The organism is Nostoc sp. ChiQUE01b (assembly GCF_034531255.1).
Taxonomy (GTDB): domain Bacteria; phylum Cyanobacteriota; class Cyanobacteriia; order Cyanobacteriales; family Nostocaceae; genus Nostoc.
Window position 1 is genome coordinate 26,330 of sequence record NZ_JAVRBM010000050.1, and the last position, 19,069, is coordinate 45,398.

7 protein-coding genes and 1 pseudogene are annotated in these 19,069 nt (G+C 42.8%); 7 read left to right on the forward strand and 1 reads right to left on the reverse strand.

Annotated features, from left to right (window positions below):
* From RMY63_RS27035 to RMY63_RS27045, 3 genes are all read left to right on the forward strand, one after another.
* On the forward strand, positions 1–624 hold the full coding sequence (locus tag RMY63_RS27035; RefSeq protein ID WP_322731653.1) for a response regulator transcription factor: 624 nt from the start codon (positions 1–3) through the stop codon (positions 622–624).
* Between the two features lie 231 nt (positions 625–855).
* Positions 856–1,482 carry a DsbA family protein gene (locus RMY63_RS27040; RefSeq protein WP_322731654.1) on the forward strand — a complete coding sequence of 209 codons (627 nt, stop codon included), beginning with the start codon at positions 856–858 and terminating at the stop codon, positions 1,480–1,482.
* A gap of 118 nt (positions 1,483–1,600) precedes the next feature.
* Complete coding sequence (locus RMY63_RS27045; protein ID WP_322731655.1) at positions 1,601–2,044, forward strand: hypothetical protein; 444 nt, start codon at positions 1,601–1,603, stop codon at positions 2,042–2,044.
* A gap of 20 nt (positions 2,045–2,064) precedes the next feature.
* Here RMY63_RS27045 and RMY63_RS41920 read toward each other — a convergent pair.
* Positions 2,065–2,906: pseudogene (locus RMY63_RS41920) on the reverse strand (ISAs1 family transposase); the annotation flags it as partial.
* Positions 2,907–4,453: 1,547 nt separating this feature from the next.
* Between RMY63_RS41920 and RMY63_RS27055 the strand changes: the two are divergent.
* From RMY63_RS27055 to RMY63_RS27070, 4 genes are all read left to right on the forward strand, one after another.
* Complete coding sequence (locus RMY63_RS27055) at positions 4,454–6,574, forward strand: AMP-binding protein (protein WP_322731656.1); 2,121 nt, start codon at positions 4,454–4,456, stop codon at positions 6,572–6,574.
* Positions 6,575–6,587: 13 nt separating this feature from the next.
* Positions 6,588–7,874, forward strand: a complete 1,287-nt coding sequence (locus RMY63_RS27060; protein WP_322731657.1) for a cytochrome P450 — start codon at positions 6,588–6,590, stop codon at positions 7,872–7,874.
* Between the two features lie 75 nt (positions 7,875–7,949).
* Positions 7,950–15,533: an SDR family NAD(P)-dependent oxidoreductase gene (locus RMY63_RS27065; protein WP_322731658.1), complete on the forward strand. Its 7,584-nt coding sequence runs from the start codon at positions 7,950–7,952 to the stop codon at positions 15,531–15,533.
* Positions 15,530–19,018 (forward strand): amino acid adenylation domain-containing protein, encoded by a 3,489-nt coding sequence (locus tag RMY63_RS27070; RefSeq protein WP_322731659.1) that lies wholly within the window; start codon positions 15,530–15,532, stop codon positions 19,016–19,018. Before RMY63_RS27065 ends, RMY63_RS27070 begins: the two co-directional genes overlap by 4 nt.
* Positions 19,019–19,069 lie beyond the last annotated feature (51 nt).

Below are 19,069 nucleotides of genomic sequence, written 5' to 3' on the forward strand. Positions count from 1 at the left end.
ATGAGTTTAGTCATTCGCATTCTGATTGTTGAAGATCATGCCATCGTCCAGCAAGGATTAGCAGCTATCATCAATGAAGAATCTGATATGGCTGTTGTCGGTCAAGCCAAAGACGGGATTGAGGGGATCGCATTATTCCGCCAAACGCAACCCGATGTCACCCTCATGGACTTACGAATGCCCCAAATGGGAGGCGTTGAAGCGATTATTACGATTTGCGCGGAATTTGAAACAGCTCGCATCATGGTATTGACAACTTATGACGGAGATGAGGATATTTATCAAGGGCTACGGGCAGGGGCAAAGGGATATCTGCTTAAAGACTGTAGACCTTGCGAATTGCGAACCGCTATTCGTACCATTCATGAAGGGCAACAATATATTCCACCGCATGTTGCTGCCAAATTAGTACAGCGCATGAATCATCCAGAATTGAGCCAGCGTGAGTTAGAGGTGCTTCAATTGGTGGCACAGGGCATGAGCAACCTGGAGATTGGTACTACTTTGAATGTTAGCGAAAGCACGGTCAAATCTAATATCAACCGGATTTTAAGCAAGTTAGGGGCTAAAGATCGCACCCAGGCAACCATTATTGCTTTAAAGCGAGGAATTGCTAGCCTTTAATCTCATTATTCCAACTTAAGTTAGAATAAATCTCAACTTAAGTACAGTTGAATCTTAGTACTTCAGATCGCTCAGAGGCGATCTTTTTGCTACTTAAAATATGGACTCAGAATTGATGACAGCTTGAAACTGACTCGATATATTAAGTCATATAGATGTTAGTCAGGATTGACAAAAGGAAATTTCACAGTGCCACTTGTACAGTGAATGCTTTTTTCGTCGAGGTTTAGAATGAGTGACGATATTTCTGCCCAACCAACTGGTGATACGCACAGCGTCAAGCGTTCGACTGAGCGCTCACGCCGAAGTCCTCCGGCTTATCGCAATCAATTAGCTGTACTACCATCCCAGCGAGATCGTCGCCAAGGATCGCTGAATGCCAAAGTTGTGCTTGTTGAGTATGGGGATTATCAGTGTCCTCGATGTGGAGAACTTCATACCTTAATTCGAGCGGTGCAAGAACAGCTCAACACATCCGATCAAAACGATCTCTGCTTTGTGTACAGGCATTTTCCTCAGCCTCAAATTCATCCTCAAGCTCAAAAGGCAGCAGCGGCAGCAGAAGCAGCGGCATCGCAGGGACAATTCTGGCAGATGCATGACATTTTGTTCGCCCATCAGCAAGAGCTGGGAGATGGCTATCTAGCGGAATATGCTGACAATTTAGAGCTTGATGTCACTCAGTTTGTTCGAGATCTGTACAGACAAGTGCATGTTGCTCGCATCAATGAAGATATTGAAAGTGGATTACAAAGTGGAGTAACGGCTGCCCCAGCCCTGTTTATCAATGCAATTCAGTATTCCGGACGCTGGAACATTGAGCAATTGAAAGCAGCTATTGTCGCTGCAAGTCATTAAATTCCTCGATCCTGGACTCTAATGACTCCCGGTTCGCTCATTTTTTGAGGAGTTAGGAAAATAAGTATACCGAAAGAGATATTTCCAAAAATGAGTAAATCGGTATAGGTTCGGAATTATGGCAACTGAACCCATAATTACAAACGAACGAGTCGATGATATACCCGTACTTCTGACACAAATACAGAAGATGGGTATAGGCAAGTTAATCGATAAGCACTTTCCAACACATGGAAATTGGCAAGGTGAGAGTTTGGGGAGCGTAGCGGTAATTTGGTTAACACACATATTATCGCAAGCAGATCATCGTTTAAATCACGTCCAAGGCTGGGCTTCCAAGCGTTTGGAAACTTTAAAAACACTGATGGGCGATTCCTTGCAGGAATTAGACCTGACGGTTGATCGGCTAGAAGCGGTATTACGCCAGGGCTATTTCATTCTAAAAAGTTGCTTAACCGTGTCTAGCCCAAAAGAGCAGAGTCGTTGGGCTTGTGCCATGTTTGAAAACATTTGGTCACGGTATAAATTGAGTGTAAAATTGCGAGCGATGGTAAAAATCTGAGGCAGAGGTTTGGTGCGAATTCTTGATGAATCCTCACCCTGGGTAACATCTCGAACATAGTGGACTTTATTCTCAACACCCCAATATCCTCTGATCCGTTCAGCAAAAGCTTGTGCCGTTTCACTTAAAGATGAAATATAATAACGGGTTTCATTAGTTACCTCAATTACATTGTGTGTGAAAACCTGACGCTCTGATTTGACTTGAATCAAAGTGGTAAGTCCAGGCCAAGAACGAATACCATCAAGATTTTGACAAATACTGACAAGACGCTTTTCGATTCGACCATGCCCTTTGTTTATCTGCTTATAAGTGAATTCCGGTGTAAAATTTGTTTTGACATCTCTGAATAGACTAGGTTGATTGCCTTTTAAGGCAGCAATATAATCATTGCCACTGTTGATGATCAACTCACAAGTTTTTTTTGGGTATTAATAGCATCAAAAGCAAAAACAACTCCTTTTAAAGCCAGTTTCTCAATCAACTGTGGTAAGGCTTTAATTTCGTTGGTTTTGGCATCAACTTCAAACGGTTCTAAAATCAAGCCCCGCTCGACAATGTAAGAACTAACTAACATAATCGCTGGATGGCAATCAGAGTTAGGGTTATCATTTTCAATCTGATATGAACCCTTGAGGACTTTACCATCTAACCCAACAGTTTCTCCAGTATTTGGTTGTACATTAAAGAATTTGCTCAGACACACGGAATAATCTTCGTAATCCACGTGTAATAAGGCACGACGCACAGTGCTATAAGATGGTAGTCTATTTTTCGGCGGTTGAAAAAGGTCAATCAACGGCTCACGGTAGCTTGAAATCCAGTCTCCAATTGCTAAAAATCCTTTGTTCCCTGCTGCGATGCCTACGGCGGGCTGCGCCTACGCCAATGTGAACAGTGCCAGACACAACGGTAGATTATGTCTCTGTCCGGCGCGGCGACGGGGATCTTCTAAACCTGCAAAAGCTTTGATAATTTCGATTTCAGACACGGTAGTAGATGCTTGAAGTAGAGCTGGCGCTGAATTTTACCATATTGCGTCTACATTTATAATGAAATAGCCCTGTCTGCCCTCAGCATGGCTGCGTTCTTCACTCTCATTATTCCAACTTAAGTTGGAATAGAATCTGAACTTAAGTACAGTTGAATCTTAGTACTTTAGATCGCTGATGAGCGATCTTTTTATCACTAAAAATATGGACTCAGAATTGATGACAGCTTTAAGCTAACTCCATATATTAGGTTATATAGGACTCCGATTCCAAAACTGGACGCAGTGTTTCTATATCATCCTGATGAGCCGTTATTCAGAGAATTACAACAACGTCAATTAACCCCTACTGGTCGTGCAAAACTGCGAGAACGCATGAACGCATAAATGGAAGGTTCAGCTAAAAACCTCTGATTTTCCACAGTAGTGAATAAACTCATCTCACTGCTACCAATTAAAAATCAGAGGAGAGGATATTTGTACTAAGTGCAAACTATACTCTATTTTTTACAAAGCCTTCAAGTCATAACTAGCGGTTAGATGTCTGGCTCCGACAATTATGTACAAACGATTTTGAAGAAAAAATCATGTCTGCTAAAGAATTAACGACGGCTACAACTAAGACAACAATCGATCTCGAACAGTTTTACATGAGAAATTTCATGTGTTACTTTAAAAACAAAGATTAACTGAGCTAATCCAAAGTTAATCTGAAAATTATCGAAAGGTGAATAATAACCAGCAAATAATTCCTGTTTTTCTGAACAGTAATATAAATGCCAGATAGTTCCTTGCTTGATTTGGAGTTGAAATAGTTACAATATTCAATTTTCTCTAAAAAGCCATAAAAAGTAATTGTTAAAATTATAGTTTTTATGGTTTTTTATAGGAAAGTGAGTAAATCACAATTCTATGCATCAACTTCCAATTTTTACCGATTTAGTTTCAGCTTAATAGATTAAACTTTTTGCAAAAATCCTTTTTTGCATTCTCTTCTGGAGCGCCTCTCTTGCCTCGTGCGTGAGATAAAAAATATTTATGCAAGAGACTCCATGAACAAAGTCCACAACAAAGCAATGAAAATATCTCTTTCCCAGTCTCCAGTCCCTATTTTCAAGCTAGGTCTATTCAAAATTCCCAATTGACAATTTTGATATGTTTAATACCCAACATTAGGCTAGCGTTAGAGCTTTTAATGCAGATGTGAAGTGTCGCTAGGCAAAGAAAAACATTGAAACAGGCAAAAACTCGTTTCCACCGAACAACGAGTCTGGGATGTATGACTCCTATTTGATTTTTGAAAAAGACATATTTCGTTCGGTAAAAATTGTTGTCAATTTTTACCCAACAAGTTAATGGAGCTTTGCTCAACCAAGATTGAAACTTTAGTCTATTTAGCATGAATCGAGAGTAATCTTATGCATACTAACTTTACAACTTTAGTTGACCTGTTACATTACAGAGCCATCCATCAGCCTAATCAAACCGCTTATACTTTTTTGGTGGATGGAGAAACAGAAGAAGTCAGCATTACTTATCAAGAATTAGACCAAAAAGCACGAGACATTGCTATAGCACTGGAGAGTAAACAAAACGCTGGAGAGAGGGCACTTCTGCTTTATCCACCTGGACTAGAATTCATTGCTGCTTTTTTCGGGTGTTTATATGCAGGAGTCATTGCTGTTCCCGTGTATCCACCGCGACGCAATCAGCGTATGACAAGATTACAAGCCATCGTTAAAGACGCCCAAGCAGCTTTTGCACTGACAACAACATCTGTTCTTACCGATATTGAAAGCAGCTTCAAACAAGAACCAGAGTTAGCAACTGTGTCTTACATTGCTACCGAAAATCTGACTCCTCACATTCGACAGGATTGGCAGCCTATAGAAATCAAGGACGATACATTAGCATTTCTACAATACACTTCTGGTTCAACCGGAACACCGAAAGGAGTGATGATTACTCACGCCAACTTGCTACATAATTTGGCTCAAATTTATCAAGCTTTTGGACATTCCCTTGATAGTCAAGGTTTGATCTGGTTGCCACCATACCATGATATGGGGTTGATTGGTGGAGTGCTGCAACCCCTCTACGGTGCTTTTCCTGTCACACTTATGTCACCCTTTGCTTTTCTCCAAAAACCTTTACGCTGGCTTCGCGCAATTTCTCGCTATAGAGCAACTACTAGTGGCGGGCCTAATTTTGCCTATGACCTATGTGTGGATAAAATAAATCCCTCTGAGCTAGCAAATTTGGATTTGAGCAGTTGGGAATTGGCTTTTAACGGAGCAGAACCCATACGTGCCCAAACCCTTGAAAGGTTTGCAACAAAGTTTGCATCTTGTGGTTTCCAGAAGAAAGCATTCTACCCCTGCTACGGTATGGCAGAAACAACTTTACTAGTTTGTGGAGGTTCAAAAGAAAAGTTACCAGTTTTGCAAACAGTTAACGCAGCAGAGTTAGAACAAAATCAGGTAGTAGCTGAGAGCGAAAATCAGAAAAGCCGTACCCTTGTGGGTTGTGGAAAAACTTGGCTCGATCAGAAAGTAGTTATTGTCAATCCAGAAACTTTACTTGAGTGTCCGTCCAATAAAGTAGGAGAAATTTGGGTTGCAGGTACAAGTGTTGCTAGTGGGTATTGGAAGCACTCTCTTGCAACAGAACAAACTTTTAATGCCTGTTTCAAGAGTACCGATGATGTTCCTTTTGTACGCACCGGAGATTTGGGTTTCCTTGCAGATGGTGAGTTATTTATTACAGGACGACTAAAAGATTTGATTATCATTCGAGGTCGCAATCATTATCCACATGATATTGAGTTGACTGTACAACAAAGCCATCCCGCATTGCGACCTTTTTCTGGAGCTGCATTTTCGGTAGAAATTAATGAACAAGAACGGTTGGTAGTTGTTCAAGAAGTAGAGCGGAGTTACTTGCGCCGTTTGGATGTGGATGAAGTGGTTAAGGCCATTCGTCAAGCAGTTTCTTTTGAGCATGAACTACAAGTTTATGCGATCGAATTGCTGACAACAAACAGTATCCCAAAAACTTCTAGTGGAAAAATTCAGCGTCATGCTTGTCGAAATGGTTTTCTTTCGGAAAGTTTGAATGTTGTAGGAAGTTGGACTACTGACCCAAATACTGAATTAGTGGAAATACAAACAGAAATAGAAATTCTTTTTAACCAGATACAAAGTTCGGGACATCAAAAATCATCAGAAGGGTTCGATAAATCTCTAGAAAAAACCTTGCAAAGTTATGTTTTTACCCCAGAAACAATCGAAAACTGGCTGGTTACTCATCTAGCCTTGTACCTAAAAGTACCGTCAAATGAGATAGACATCAAAGAGGCTTTTGCTACTTGCGGTCTTGATTCTTCAGTGGCGATTACTATGACGGGTGACTTAGGACAATGGTTGGGTTACGAACTAGAACCAACTCTATTCTGGGAGTACCCTAATATCCAGGCGTTAGCTGAACATTTAGCGGTAGAATGCCAGTCCTTAAGTAAGTATTCTGCAATTAGTGTTTAAAGAGGTGCATGAAATGAAACCAATTACCACTACCAACCAACAGGCTATTAATTCTATTGAGATTAAAAAACCAGAAGCAGCAAAACCACTTAAATTTAATCCTTTCGACCCAGAGTTTCGTGCTAACCCTTATCCAATCTACCATCGCTTCCGTTCAGAATCTCCCATACATCGAATTAACAATTTCACCGGTGATGAATGGTTAGTGACACGTTATGAATATGTCAAAGCAGTCTTAAACGACTTGCATTTTTGCATCGATGACCTACCAGAGCGCCTCAAACAAAAAAGCTTTTATCTGAAACAGCACGGGGAATTTGAAGGACTCAGACAAACGATTAGCAGTTGGTTATTCTTTCTCAATCCGCCTGACCACACTAGGTTACGAGGGATAGTTGGTAAAGCCTTTTCTCCTGGAGTGGTAGAAGATATGCGTCCACAAATTCAGAAAATTGTGGATGAGTTAATCGATTCGGTTCAAGAAGACGGAGTAATGGACATTATTCATAGCTTGGCTTGCCCATTACCTGCAACTGTGACTGCTATGATGCTGGGTATGCCAACCCAAGAGCGCAATAAGTTGATACAGTGGGCGCACGACCTATTTCGTGTATTTGACCAGCCATTATCGTTAGAAGTTTATAAGCACTTAAATCAGGTGTCTCTGGAGTTTAAAGAATTTCTCAGTACGTTGATTAAAGAACGAGAAAAGAGTCCGAAGCAAGACTTACTCAGCCATCTGATTGCAGCAAAAAATCAAGGTGGTAAGCTCAATGAAGAGGAGTTAATGGGTTTTTGCGCGATGTTGTTCAGCGTTGGTCAAGAAACTACAGAGAATTTTCTAGGTAACAGTATGCTTGCATTATTACGTCACCCCGACCAATTGCAAAAGCTAAAACACGAGCCAACAATCATTCCTAACGCAATTGAAGAACTGCTACGCTATGATAGTCCGGTGCAGTTGATTGCCCGAATCGCAACTGAAGATGTGGAAATCGGTGGAAAGACGATTAAAGCAGGAGACAGAGTTCATTTGAGTTTGGGAGCTGCGAATCGAGATCCTGCCGAATTTATTGACCCTGACAGCATTCAACTTACTCGCAAGCATAACAGCATACCTTTTGGCTCTGGTATCCACTATTGCCTGGGTGGTGCTTTGGCACGCCTTCAAGGTCAAGTAGCTATCAATACACTGATTCAACGACTTCCTGGCTTACAGCTTAGTACAGATAAGTTGGAGTGGAGAAATAACATTGTTTTACGAGGTTTGAAGGCTCTCCCTGTAACTTTTACATATTGAGTATCTGAATCCCCCACTTTCTTGTTCTGACTCCTGAATTCTTCTTCAACAAAATTCAAGCAAGCCATTAGCGTTATGAATAGAGAACCGATCGCAATTATTGGGATAGGATGCCGTTTTCCTGGCGCCAAAAATCCACAAGCATTCTGGCAACTGTTGTGTGACGGTGTGGATGCAATTTCTGAAATCCCGAAAGACCGATGGGATGTAGAATCTTTCTACGATGCGGAGGAAACGAGTACCCATTGGGGGGGCTTTCTGGACAAGGTGGATCGGTTCGATCCAGAGTTCTTCGGTATTGCCCCACGAGAAGCTTTGAGCATTGATCCTCAGCAAAGGTTTTTGTTAGAGGTGACTTGGGAAGCGCTAGAAGATGCGGGAATTGTACCAGAGTCTTTGTCTGGTTCGCAAACAGGTGTGTTTGTTGGCATTGGCACTCACGACTACTCTGTGCTGACATGGAGTCAATCGGTTAACGAGCCTTATGCAACCACAGGCACTGGTAATTGTATCGCGGCAAATCGCATCTCCTACCTGTTTAACTTACAGGGGCCAAGCATGTCTATTGATACAGCTTGTTCTTCTTCTCTAGTTGCAGTTCACCTTGCTTGTCAAAGTTTATGGAATCAGGAATCTAAGTTAGCTTTAGCTGGAGGTGTAAATATACTGTTATTGCCCACAGCTATGGCTGGTTTTGCCAAAGCTGGGTTTCTATCTCCTGATGGTCGTTGCAAAACCTTTGATAGCGGAGCGAATGGCTATGTTCGTGGTGAAGGGGCTGGTTTGGTTGTTTTGAAGCCATTATCACAAGCTCTAGCTGATGGCGATCGCATTTATGCTGTCATCCGAGGTAGCGCGGTCAATCAAGACGGGCGCAGCAATGGACTAACTGCACCTAATCCACAGGCGCAGGAAGCTCTTTTACGAAAAGCTTATCGAGTTGCGGGTGTCTCACCTAGCCAAGTGCAGTATATTGAAGCTCACGGTACGGGCACAAAACTTGGCGACCCTATGGAAATGAAAGCTCTAGGAGCATTACTGGCAAAGGGGCGCGACCAAGAAAACTACTGTGCTGTGGGTTCGGTCAAGACGAATATTGGACACCTAGAAACAGCAGCCGGAATTGCCGGGTTGATTAAAGTGGCACTGTCACTTAAACATCAGCTGATTCCACCAAGTCTGCATTTTCAACAACCAAATCCTTATATTCCTTTTCATAAGATTCCTTTGCGAGTTCAGGAGACTCTCGGCCCTTGGCCGAACGGAACTAGTTCTGCACTTGCTGGCATCAGTTCCTTCGGCTTTGGTGGCACTAATGCTCACGTAATTCTGCAAGCAGTACCAACCAATGAAGATGAATTACCTGCAAAATCCCATCCCCCTCTGCATCTTCTCACTTTGTCAGCTAAGAGTCAGAAGGCCCTTCAAGAACTAGCACAAAGTTACCAGGAGTATTTGACGCAGCATCCTGACGTAAACCTTGCAGATGTTTGCTTCACAGCTAATACTGGGCGATCGCATTTTAACCACCGTTTAGCTGTTGTTTCTGAATCTAATGTGCAGTTGCACCAACAACTGAGTGCTTTTACTGCTCTTGAGGAAACTGCTGGAGTTGTAAATGGTCAAGTACAGAGCAACAAGCGCCCTCAAGTTGCATTTTTATTCACTGGTCAAGGCTCTCAATATATCAATATGGGACGCCAGTTATACGAACAAGCACCAATCTTTAGGGAAGCCCTCAATGATTGCGATGAAATTTTACGTCCCTACCTTGACGAGTCACTGCTGAAAATCATCTACCCTGAACCGGGAGAAACCTCAGATCTAGAACAAACCAAATATACTCAACCAGCCATATTTGCAATCGAATATGCTCTGGTACAGCTTTGGAAATCTTGGGGTGTTGAGCCAACAGTCGTTATGGGGCATAGTGTTGGCGAATACGTTGCTGCAACTGTAGCAGGCATCTTGAGTCTGGAAGATGGGCTAAAGCTAATTGCCGAGCGATCGCGCTTAATGCATAGCTTACCGAGTGGCGGTGAGATGGTTGCAGTATTTTCTGACGAAGCAACCATTCGGAAAATTACTCAAATAGACGATAAAAGAGTAGCATTTGCGGCGTTTAACGGGCCACAAAACACCGTCATCTCTGGGGAACAACAAGCCGTTCAGGAAATCTGCACAGCTTTGAATGCCGCAAAAATTGTCACGAAAAAACTATATGTTTCCCACGCCTTCCATTCTCCTCTAATGGAGCCAATACTGGGAGATTTCCGCGATTTTGCAGCCAGCATTAACTATACTCCGGGGCAAATTAAATTGATTTCCAATTTGACGGGAGAACAAGCTCAAGAAGACATCACTCCAGATTACTGGTGCGAGCATTTGCGATCGCCCGTGCAATTTGCAACTGGTTTGCAAACACTTTCTACCTCTGGTTGTGAGGTATTTGTGGAAATTGGCCCAAAACCCACTTTGTCGGCAATGGGACGCAAATGTCTTTCAGAAGGAGTAGGAGTTTGGCTTCCCAGTTTGTCCCCAGGGGTAGATGATTGGCAACAAATGTTTCAGAGTCTGGCTCGACTGTATGTACATGGGATATCGGTAGATTGGTCTGGCTTTAAGCAGGACTATAATCTGAGGCGGGTGGCGTTACCTACTTATCCCTTCCAACGTCAACGTTATTGGTTAGAAGGTCTTGGAGTTAAAAATTGCCAAAAAGCACCTGCTAATAAGCTGCAAAATCAACAAACACACCCACTCCTCGGTCAACAGCTGCATTCTGCATTAAAAGAAATTCAGTTTGAATCCCAAATCAGCCAGGATTCACCCGCGTATTTGCAGCATCATCGGGTTTTTGAAAATGTTGTTTTACCAGCTACAGCTTATATAGAAATGGTTTTAGCTGCTGGGGCGAATATTTTCAAATCTGACAATCTAGTTTTGGCAGATGTTGTTATCCAACAGGCGTTAATTCTGCCAGACAATAAAGATAAAACACTCCAGTTAATTTTGACGCCTGAAACTTCTTCAGCCTACACCTTTGAGATTTTTAGCCTGACAACGGAGGAAAAAGACCAACCTATTTGGACGCTACATGCTTCCGGAAAAGTCTTAGCAGGAGACAAATCCGAATCTCTTGAGGAAAATTGGGAGACTTTAAGAACACAATACACCCAAGAGATATCCCTGACTGATTTTTACCAACAGTTTAGCGATCGAGGAATTGATTATGGTTCTTTGTTTCAACCAATTAAACAACTTTGGCAAAAGCAAGAATCAGCTCTAAGTCAAATTCGATTACCAGAAACGTTAATTGCAGAAGCACAAGAATACAAACTACACCCAGTTTTACTAGATGCTAGCTTCCAAGTGTTAGGTGCTATTTTTCCCAATCATGAAAACAAAACTACTTATTTACCCGTAAAGATAGAACGCCTGGAAGTCTATCGTCCTTCTGGTATCCATGTGTGGAGCCAAGCCCAGATGCATCCTGTGAAAAACTCGAATCCACGGATTCTCAGATCAGATGTATTTATGTATACTTTAAATGGGCAGAAAATAGCAGAACTGAAGGGTTTGCAACTGATACGAACAAGCGATAAAGCCTTGCGGGGAATCACACAGGAATCTTGGCAAAATTGGCTTTATCAAGTGGAGTGGCGTCCTCGCGTGCGTGCCTTAACTAAGCAATTACCTGCTGATTATTTATTAAAACCTGTAGAGATTGATACTAATCTCCGCTCCCAAGTAACTGAATTGCTTGCTCAAAAAGATTTGCTAACTTATGGGGAATTACTGGTTCAGTTAGAAGCATTAAGTATTGACTATGTACTAAGTGCCTTGAGTACAATGCAGTGGGAATTTCAACTTGGGCAGCGCTTTTCTACAGCATTCATGGTACAGCAGTTGGGTGTAGTCAGCCAACATTGGCGGCTAGTGGAGCGTCTGCTAATGATGCTAGTTGAAGTGGGTGTGTTAGAGTATATCGATTCTCAGTGGGAAGTGATTCGGCTACCACATATACCTAATGGATCTGATCTACAGGAGCAATTGCATAAACTTGCAGTTGAGTATCCAGATGCGATCGCAGAATTAACTCTACTGCAACGTTGCGCTGCTAATTTGGCACAAGTCCTACGAGGAGAGTGTAATCCGCTAGAATTGCTATTCCCTCAAGGAGATTTAACTACAGCCACCCAATTGTATCAGGATTCTCCAGGGGCAAAGGTGATGAACACTCTGGTACATCAGACGGTCAAACAAGCTTTAGAGCGTTTGCCTGCTTCTCGTAGGCTACGAGTGCTAGAGATTGGAGCCGGAACAGGGGGAACGACTTCTTATATTCTGCCTGTACTTCCTCCCGATCTCACAGAATACGTTTTTACCGACCTATCTCCCAGATTTAACATAGTTGCACAACAGAAATTCCAAGATTATCCTTTTGTGCGCTATGAAGTTTTAGATATCGAACAAGACATCGAGCCTCAAGGGTTTGAGTTCCATCAGTACGATATAGTCGTGGCTGCGAATGTGCTACATGCAACTAAAGATTTGCGTACTACTTTGGAGCATATACAGCAGTTGTTAGCACCAAATGGTATGCTCGTGCTGTTGGAAGGAACCACTCGCCAACTTTGGTTAGATTTGATTTTTGGCTTAACAGAAGGTTGGTGGAATTTTACTGATTTAGATTTGCGACCCGACTACCCGTTGCTGGCTACTTCCCAATGGCAGGAAGTGTTACAGCAAATGGGATTTCAACAAGTTGTCACCATCCCGTCTACACAACAGAGCCAACAAGCTGTAATTGTGGCGCAAACTTCATCCGAGCCTCAGATTTCCCAGCCCCAGAATTGGCTGATTATGGCAGATAAATACGGAGTTGGTCAGGGTTTAGCCAAACAATTGCGATCGCAAGCACAGCTATGTACCCTAGTCTTTAAAGGAAACAATTACGAACAACTAAGTCCAGAAGAATTTAACATCGACCCTACTAAACCAGAAGACTTCAAGCAGCTACTATCAGTAGTAGGAGCAAACCAATCTTTGCACGGAGTAGTCAACTGCTGGAGTTTAGATGCAGTCACAGCAGCAGCCTTAACAACTGATAATTTAAAAGCAGCCTCACAGGAAGTCTGCGGTAGTACCTTGCACTTAGTTCAAGGAATAGTACAGGCAGGGTTTTCTCAACCTCCACGCCTGTGGTTAGTAACCCAAGGAGCGCAGTCTGTCGCCAGCGCAAATTCTCAGGTTCCAGGAGTAGCTCAATCTCCCTTATGGGGTATGGGAAAAGTAATTGCTCTAGAACATCCAGAATTGAATTGTGTACGGGTAGATTTAGACCCCCACAACCTGGGAGATCGGGTACAAGAGTTGTTTGCAGAAATCTGGTCAGAGGATACTGAAGACCAAGTTGCTTTCCGCAACCAAAATCGTTATGTGGCAAGGTTAGTTCGTCGCCCAAAAATCGAAGCATCTGTTGTGAAAAACGGGCTTGAGGTTCCACAAAACCAACCTTACCGATTAGAGATATCTACTCGAGGAACCTTAGAAAATTTGTCGCTACAGCCGACAACACGGTGTAAACCCGGTGTTGGCGAGGTCGAGATCCAGGTGCAGGTGACGGGGCTGAATTTCTTAGACATTTTCAATGCATTAGGTCTTATAGATCCCCGACCACTTGGAGGTGAGTGTGCGGGTTCGATAGTAGCGATCGGGGAAGGAGTAGAAGGCTTTAGTATCGGAGATACAGTTGTAGCTATAGCTCCTAGCAGTTTTAGCCAATATGTCACGGTTAATACTGCTATGGTGGCACACAAGCCAGAAAACCTGAGCCTTGAAGAAGCAGCTACAATCCCAATTACATTTTTAACTGCTTACTATAGTCTGCACCATCTAGCCAAGATATCTGCAAAAGACCGAGTATTAATTCATGCCGCTGCTGGCGGTGTCGGTCAGGCGGCTGTCCAGTTGGCTCAACAGGTTGGAGCAGAGGTTTTTGCTACAGCTAGCCCCAGCAAGTGGGAATTTCTCAAATCAATGGGAGTAAAACACATCATGAACTCCCGCACTCTAGATTTTGCTGACCAGCTAATTACAACTACTTCTGGTAAGGGAGTAGACATCGTACTCAATTGTCTGACTTCAGGAGAATTCATTGCTAAAAGTTTATCAGTTTTAGCAAATCAAGGTCGCTTTTTAGAAATTGCCAAAAAAGGTGTTTGGGAAACTGATGATATTATCCAGGCACGGTCTGACGTATCTTACTTTCTCATTGATTTAGTACAAGTGTGTCAACAGCAGCCCACTTTAATAAAGTCTATGCTGTGCCACCTCATGCAACAGTTTGCAGCAGGGAAGCTCAAACCTCTACCACGAAAAACTTTCCCCATCCAGAACGCGGTCAACGCTTTCCGCTATATGCAGCAAAGCAAACATATCGGTAAAATTCTGATTGCCCATGACTTAGAAATTTTGGAAAAAACTAGCTACAAGCCGTCAGTCTTTCGTGAAGATGGTACTTACCTAATTACAGGTGGTATGGGAGGTCTGGGTTTATTAGTTGCTCGCTGGATGGTCAACAACGGAGCGCGACATTTAGTACTAGTAGGGCGCAGTGGTGCTAGTTCGTCTGGAAATAGCCAGTTGCAAGAGCTAGAACAAGCTGGTGCTAATGTAGTTGTGGCTAATGCAGATGTGTCTGATGTTGAACAAATCAGCCGAGTGTTGTCACAAATTCAAGAATCTCTACCACCTTTGCGGGGGGTGATTCATGGAGCTGGAGTTTTGCATGATGGAATTTTACAACAACAAACTTGGTCGCGCTTTGCTGATGTCATGGCTCCCAAAGTAGAAGGAGCTTGGAATCTCCATACATTAACCCAAAATCTGCCTTTAGACTTCTTTGTGCTGTTTTCTTCGGCAGCTTCTTTACTAGGCTCTCCGGGTCAAGGGAACCATGCAGCGGCAAATGCTTTTCTGGATGCCTTAGCATATTATCGTCAGTCTTTTGGGCTACCAGGATTAAGCATTAACTGGGGAGTTGTGACTGAGGTCGGAGCAGCAGCTAAACGCCAAGCAGGTGAGTGGATTGAGAAGAAGGGGATGGGAACCATAACCCCCCAACAAGTATTAGAAATACTAGAAGAACAATTGTTCTCTCAATCCTGCGTCCAGGTGGGAGCGCTGCCTGTAAACTGGTCGCAGTTCAAGGAACAATCTGCACGTTGGTCTTTCTTTGCGGAATTTTTGCAAGCATCCAGCAAGCCAGAGAAAAAGCATTCAAGTTTTGTCCAACAAGAGTTTTTGCAACAATTAAAGGATGCTGCCATTAGCGATCGCTCGGTGCTATTGATAGCTTATCTTCGTTCCCAGGTTGCTGAAGTTCTAGGTATGAGTTCAGCAGAAAACTTAGATTTGTATAAGCCTTTGAGCAATATGGGATTTGACTCACTAATGGCTATTGAACTCAGAAACCGGGTTATGACCTTGTTAGGAGTAGACATACCTGTGGTGAAGTTTCTTGAAGGTCTAAATATCAGCGAATTAGCAACCTATTTAGAGGAGCAGTTTTTCTTTGTTAACTCCATCTCAACAACGTCTGTTGCACAAATAGCCGAATCAAGCCAAAACAATCGGATTCAAGGTGAGTTATGAATTTAGTCGAGTTTCTCCAAAATCTTTCAGCCAAAGATGTCAAACTGTGGACTGATGATGAAAAACTTTACTACGAAGCATCCCAAGATGTATTGACTCCGGAATTATTGACCGAGATTAAGCAGCACAAGCAGGAGATTATATATTTACTGCGGGAGGAAGTTGTCGCTAATAATACCTTTCCTCTTACCTATGGTCAGCAAGCCCTTTGGTTTTTGTTCAAACTTGCACCACAAAGTTCTGCTTACAACGTTGCTTTTGCAGCCCGTGTCTGTTCTCAGATAGATGTTTTGGCTCTGCGAAAGGCATTTCAAGCACTGATAAATCGCCATCCCGTGCTTCGCACAACCTTTGACGAACAAAACGGCGAACCAATTCAAAAAGTTCATGCCGATAGGGAACTCTGCTTTGAAGAGACGGACGCTTCTACCTGGAATGAAGATGAATTGAAAAAGAGAGTCGTTGAAACATCCAAGCATCCTTTTGATTTAGAAAATGGGCCGCTACTGCGGGTTAACTTATTTCATATCTCAGAACAGGAGCATATCCTACTAATAAGCCTTCACCATATTGTTTGTGATGGATGGTCTCTTTGGATGCTTCTTGATGAGTTGCAGGCGCTTTACAAGGGAGAAAGTATGGGATTTAGCACCCCTCTTTTACCTCTGGACTTATCATATAAAAATTACGTTGACTGGCAGACAAGAATACTTGCTGGTTCAGAAGGGAAAAGTCTTTGGAAATACTGGCAACAAAAGTTAGCAGGTGAGTTACCGTCTCTCAATTTATCATCTGACCGACCCCGACCATTGGTACAAACTTATCAAGGAGCATCTCATCATTTTCAGCTTCCTGAAGCATTGACCTCTAAACTAAAAGAATTGGCTCAGGCTAATGGAGTAACCCTTTATACTATTCTCCTTGCAGCCTTTCAGATACTGCTTTATCGCTATACTGGTCAGGAAGATATTTTAGTCGGTTCTCCAACTGCTGGTAGGAATCAGACGGAATTTGCAGCAATTGTCGGCTACTTTTCTAACCCAGTTGTCTTGCGATCGCAAATCTCTGGTGACTTAACCTTCAAAGCTTTTCTCGCTCAAGTGCAAAAGACTGTCTTGGAAGCGATCGCCCATCAAGATTACCCCTTTGCGCTACTAGTGAAGAAATTGCAACCGAAGCGCGATCTCAGCCGCTCGCCAATTTACCAAGTATCATTCTCCTTGCAAAAACCACAACAATTTGAGGCAGTCGTAGATTTATTGACATCAAGCGAACCAGGAACCCAATTAAATTGGGGAGGTCTGACTCTAGAGCCTTTTGACATGGCACAGCAAGAAGGTGAGTTAGATTTAACATTAGAATTGGTAGAAACAAGCAAATCCCTTGTAAGTGTTTTCAATTACAATGTAGATTTGTTTGATGCAACCACAATTACCCGCATGGCAGGGCATTTTCAAACCTTGCTTGAGGGGATTGTAGCCCATGAAGAGGAGCGCCTTGGGGAATTCCCCTTGCTGACCGAAACAGAGCGACATCAGTTGTTAGTGGAGTGGAACGACACTAAACCAGATTACCCACCAAATCTCTGTATCCATCAGTTATTTGAAGCACAGGTAGAAAGGACACCGCATTCAATAGCATTGGTATTTGAAAACCAACAACTCACTTACTCCCAGTTAAATACAAGAGCGAACAAAATAGCGCATCATCTACAAGCATTGGGTGTAGGGGCAGAAGTACTAGTCGGCATCTGTATAGAACATTCCTTAGATATGGTAGTGGGAGTGTTGGCTATTCTCAAAGCTGGTGGCTCATTTGTACCGCTTGACCCAGCTTACCCAAGGGAGCGATTGGCTTTCATGCTAGAAGATGCGAAAGTATCAGTACTGTTAACTCAGCGTGGGTTAGTTGAAAGCTTACCCGAACACGGGGCAAAGCTAGTCTACCTAGATGAAGAATGGCAATTTTCCCAGCAGAGCCAGCAAAACCCAGTAAGTGAGGTGACAGCCAACAATCTGGCTTATGTAATTTATACCTCTGGTTCTACGGGAAAACCCAAGGGAGTTCTAATTTCTCACGAGGCGATCGTCAGCCATTGCCTAGCCGTACAAGAATATTATCAAATCAACTCACAAGATCGAGTATTACAGTTTGCTTCACTCAACTTTGATACTTCCCTTGAGCAAATTTTTCCTCCACTGATTAAAGGAGGAAGCGTTGTTTTGCGCGATCCGGAAGCATTGAGTCCCCAAGAGCTTTTGGCAAAAATTTCCGACCTGAAAATCACTGTAGTTGATTTCCCAACTGCCTACTGGCAGCAAGTAGCTAAAGAATGGACTGGAGTAACAGATAAATGGACGAGCAAGCAACTAAGACTTGTTACCGTTGGCGGCGAGATGATGCTACCGGAATATCTACGTCTTTGGCAAAAAACACCAATGAGTTCAGTACGCCTAATAAATGCTTATGGCCCAACGGAAGCAACAATAACCGCAACAGCTTTTGAAGTTGCGAAATTTTTTCCAGACAGTGCCAAAATTCCTATTGGTCGCCCTTTAAAAAACAGAACAATTTATATTCTCGATAAATTTTGCAATCCTACGCCCATTGGTGTGCCTGGTGAATTACATATTGGAGGCCCTACTTTAGCTAGAGGCTACTTAAATCGTTCTGATTTGACCGCTCAAAAGTTTATTCATCACCCCTTTAGCAATGAATTAGGGGCACGCCTATACAAAACAGGAGATTTAGCGCGATACTTGCCTGATGGGAATATCGAGTTTCTCGGTCGCATCGACGACTTGGTAAAGATACGCGGCTTCCGGATTGAGCTAGGAGAAATCGAAGCCTTATTGAGCCAACACCCAGGAGTACTGCAAACTGTAGTCATGGCCCGACAAGATAACAAGGGCGATAAACGTTTAGTAGCGTACATTGTTCTACATAAAGAGAAGGCGCTAACAACTAGTGACTTACGTCAGTATCTCAAAGAGAAACTGCCTGAGTATATGGTGCCAAATGCTTTTGTGATGCTGGACGCGTTGCCTTTGACTGTTAATAAGAAGGTAGACCGTAAGGCGCTGCCAGCACCAACAGATTTTCACTTGGAGTTAGAAACGACTTATATTGCTCCTCAAACCGAACTAGAACAAACCATAGCTAAAATTTGGCAGGCGGTATTAGGGCTACAGAAGGTAGGAATCAATGACAATTTCTTTGAGCTAGGCGGTCATTCATTACTCATAGCTCAGGTTCACAGCCAATTGAGAGAAATCCTTGACCAGGATGTATCAATAGTCGAAATGTTTCGGTATCCAACTATTCGAGCGTTAACTAACTATTTAAGTCAAAAACCAAGCAAAAAATCATTTTTGGAGCAAAAGTACCAGCGAGCTAATCAGCAAAAACAAGCAATCAATCAACACAAGCAACGTCGGTTACAAAAGGGAAGAATTCAGAATCCAGAATCCAGAATTCAGAATTGAGAAGACTTTGAAACCTCAAACAAGTCGCAAGTCGCAAGTATGTTTTGCAAT

Excerpts from the sequence above, each read along its gene's own strand:
- RMY63_RS27035 (WP_322731653.1), top strand. The coding sequence starts at position 1 with ATGAGTTTAGTCATTCGCATTCTGATTGTTGAAGATCATGCCATCGTC.
- RMY63_RS27040 (WP_322731654.1), top strand. The coding sequence starts at position 856 with ATGAGTGACGATATTTCTGCCCAACCAACTGGTGATACGCACAGCGTC.
- RMY63_RS27045 (WP_322731655.1), top strand. The coding sequence starts at position 1,601 with ATGGCAACTGAACCCATAATTACAAACGAACGAGTCGATGATATACCC.
- RMY63_RS27055 (WP_322731656.1), top strand. The coding sequence starts at position 4,454 with ATGCATACTAACTTTACAACTTTAGTTGACCTGTTACATTACAGAGCC.
- RMY63_RS27060 (WP_322731657.1), top strand. The coding sequence starts at position 6,588 with ATGAAACCAATTACCACTACCAACCAACAGGCTATTAATTCTATTGAG.
- RMY63_RS27065 (WP_322731658.1), top strand. The coding sequence starts at position 7,950 with ATGAATAGAGAACCGATCGCAATTATTGGGATAGGATGCCGTTTTCCT.
- RMY63_RS27070 (WP_322731659.1), top strand. The coding sequence starts at position 15,530 with ATGAATTTAGTCGAGTTTCTCCAAAATCTTTCAGCCAAAGATGTCAAA.